Below are 3,088 nucleotides of genomic sequence, written 5' to 3'. Positions count from 1 at the left end.
TTTGTACCAAGCGATGTACCACAAGAAGGATAATGCAAGGTTTTTGAAAGTCCCAATCCTATTTTCGCAGCATGAACATCGGACTTTAACAGGTCAAAAGCCTTATTTTAAAAGGGTTTTACCATTATTCAGCAAGCCCTAAGTAAGTAAAAATCCTTAATCAACCGCACAAAATTAACAATTAAAGCCTAAAAAAGCGACTAAAACTGTCATTTATATACAATAATACTAGGAAGGCTTGGCTTTAAAAAAAAATTAATTGAACTCCACTAGAAAGTCGCTGTGAAATTAGACTAATTTCATAAGCAAATGGACAATGATCTGCTAACTCAACTAATACTTTTCTGACCGAAACACTAACTTTTGCCGCAGTTTTAATAAGAGTTTCTTTTAAACGAGAAACTGTCGCCTTTGCCAATCTTGTCCCCTGTGCTGCTTGCCGAATCCCCAGCAGTAAAATATAAGCAGCTTGAGATAAAAACAGACGAAACTGATTGACAATAAATTTTTGACAACTGAGTCTGTCAGCTTTGATTCCTAGTTTTAATTCTTTAATTCTATGCTCCGAACTAGCTCCTCTTTGGACATAAAAATCATCATAGAGTTCTTGGGCATCTGTGAGTAAATTGGTAACGATAAATCTGGGGTTAGCCCCTTTTTCTAACCATTCTGCCTTCATTACTACTCGTCGTGGCTCTTTCCAAGTCCCCGCCGCATAATAAACATCATCAAATAATCGGGCTTTTTCTGGTTCTTCGGTTTGTGTTATGCAATGGAGGGGGGTTATAAAGGATAAAACCCTTATATAGAAAGGCATTTAGCGTTTTTTGTCAATTGTTTTTTATCTAGAGCGAACTAATCAATTAAGTCTCTTGCCCTATAAGGATTTAGTCGATTTATGCCCCCTGATCGAATCATACCAAGTAACGAAGAACCCTTTTTCTCCCGTGCGATGATATTGTAATCTTGCTTGATCCAGAAGATAACTAATTTTTTGTTTCAAGACTGCATTACTACTATAACCAAACACATATTTAACTTCACTGCGTTCGCAAACTTTCAAGATTTCAGGCAAGGAGAAGCCCGCATCTCCTCGTCAAATAATTCTCACTTCTGGCATCGCTTTTCTTAACCGCCAAAATAGCCATCTTAGTATCCCCGCTACCCCTTTACCTGGGTGAGAATTTCCCGCTCGAAGTTGTAGAACTAACGGGTAACCGCTCCCAGCTTCATTAATTAATACGGGAAAGTAAATATAGTGTCCATAATAACCATGAAATAAGCTTAGTTGCTGATGCCCATGAGTCAAAGCATCCCAGCCATCTATATCTAGCAATATTTCTTCTGGTTGTTGTGAATAACTTTTGAGGAATTGGTCAACAAAAAAGCGACGCATTCCTTTGATTTCTCTGTTTGTTACCTGATTCTCCCATCGACTCATCGTTGGCTGACTAGCTAATAATTCTTCTCCTAGAAGCGGAACTTTATCGCAAGCAATCTTAAAAATAGGATCATCACGCAAATAGTTACTGTCGTTGCTATCTTCATAGCCCGATGCTATTTGATAGACTCGTTGACTAATTAACTGATGTAGAGAATGTTGGCTCTTCGTTACTTGTTATGGTTCGATAGGGGGGCATAAATCGACTAAATCCTTATCTGGCAAGAGACTTAATTGATTAGTTCGCTCTAGATAAAAAACAATTGACAAAAAACGCTAAATGCCTTTCTATATAAGGGTTCCATCCCTTATAACCCCCGTCCATTGCATAACACAAACCGAAGAGCCAGAATGTTTTACTTTACCCGGCTCTCGATTATCCTCCAAACAATCTGCTAATCCTTCACAAATTTTCAGTTGTTCTTCTGCTTGTCTAACCAGAAGTACCCCCGCATCTGAACTCAAATCAAGGCGAGAGAACTTGGCTTCTAAAGGTTTTTTGGTAAAGAAGTTTAGCGAAAGTTGAGAAGAAAACTCAGTCATGATCAACGAAAATTTTAACTCTTACTGTCCCTAACATTATAGAGTTTTTTGTCCCCTTTTTTCTGCTTTTTTAACCATTATTTTCTCTCCTGAAAGCCCAGTGACGGAGAGACAAAACAGACTGTTGTTGAGATCAAGTCGCTGTAACTTATATCTGGTAGTGGTTTCAGGGTTTTTTACCCTACTCTCATGAATAATGCAGGCTAAATATAGCAACTTCTATAGTTGTGAGGTACAGAGTCTTAGGTTTTGAGGAGTCAGGAGTCAGGAGTCAGGAGTCAGGAGTTAAGATTTTGGTGTACCTCATGAGATTGGGAAACGCTATAATTAGCAAGTATAAGCATTTGATGTCCCTGTTGCTGATGCACCAGTCACCACATCAACTGCGCGAATTACAGCAGGATTAACTTGATTTCGCCAACAGTTGCCCTGGAAGAAATTAGTTTTTTCCGAAAATTGTCCCTGTGCATCTGCAAGATCTTCCGTCAGATGGAATGGATTCTTTTGATTGACTAGATTCTCAACATAGAACTTGACTCTTCCACCAGGGGTAAAACCTTTACCACTAACCCTTATGGCTCCACCAGTTTGATTCTTTGTAGTAGAAACAACGATTGATGGACTCACTGGTTTATCTAATAATTCCCAACCCTTCCAGGGGGAAACGCCATCCCACCACTTGTGCCAAACACCATCATCCATCCCACGGGCAAAAACATCAAGCCTGTTAGTCCCCCAAGAAACAACTAGAGCTCTTGCATAAGTCTAGACAAAATAGGATAAAATATAGCGGTTCTCGCATCTGTGCGGCACACTTAAACCTTTGCTGATTAAGCTGTTCAGGATCGGGAATGTACCTCTTGTGAATCAGAAACGCTATAGTCCAAGAGTTAAGATTGAAAGATGACTTACGAACAAGTAAAAACTTTAAAGCCAACAGAGTTCAAACGCTTGTGTGGCCTCTATCCAGATACATTTAAGGATATGGTAACAGTCCTAAAGGCAGAAAAAGTTTGGCAAAAAAAGACAGGTAGACCTAGCAAATTGAGTACGGAAGACCAACTACTAATAACATTAGAATATTGGCGAGAATATCGCACCTAT

General features: G+C 39.2%; 3 protein-coding genes and 2 pseudogenes. 1 reads left to right on the top strand and 4 read right to left on the bottom strand.

From position 1 onward, the window contains the following. Positions 1-244: 244 nt before the first annotated feature. The 4 genes and pseudogenes from O9290_RS07035 to O9290_RS07020 all read right to left on the bottom strand — a co-directional run. A pseudogene (locus O9290_RS07035) lies at positions 245-748 on the bottom strand (transposase); the annotation flags it as partial. Between the two features lie 198 nt (positions 749-946). Beyond that, positions 947-1,609 (bottom strand): annotated as a pseudogene (locus tag O9290_RS07030) (IS1380 family transposase); the annotation flags it as partial. A 120-nt stretch (positions 1,610-1,729) separates the two neighbouring features. After that, positions 1,730-1,984, bottom strand: a complete 255-nt coding sequence (locus tag O9290_RS07025; protein WP_502846452.1) for a transposase — start codon at positions 1,982-1,984, stop codon at positions 1,730-1,732. 327 nt (positions 1,985-2,311) lie between these two features. Beyond that, on the bottom strand, positions 2,312-2,686 hold the full coding sequence (locus tag O9290_RS07020; RefSeq protein ID WP_288055126.1) for a hypothetical protein: 375 nt from the start codon (positions 2,684-2,686) through the stop codon (positions 2,312-2,314). A gap of 201 nt (positions 2,687-2,887) precedes the next feature. On the opposite strand from O9290_RS07020, the gene O9290_RS07015 reads away from it, so the two are divergent. Continuing rightward, the coding region (locus O9290_RS07015; protein WP_288055124.1) for a transposase family protein at positions 2,888-3,088 on the top strand (201 nt) is incomplete at its 3' end.

Origin of the sequence: Microcystis sp. LE19-41.2A (genome assembly GCF_027530405.1) — a bacterium.
Lineage (GTDB): Bacteria > Cyanobacteriota > Cyanobacteriia > Cyanobacteriales > Microcystaceae > Microcystis > Microcystis aeruginosa.
The sequence above is the reverse complement of the archived record's forward strand: the minus strand, read 5'-3'. Positions and strand labels throughout refer to the sequence as shown.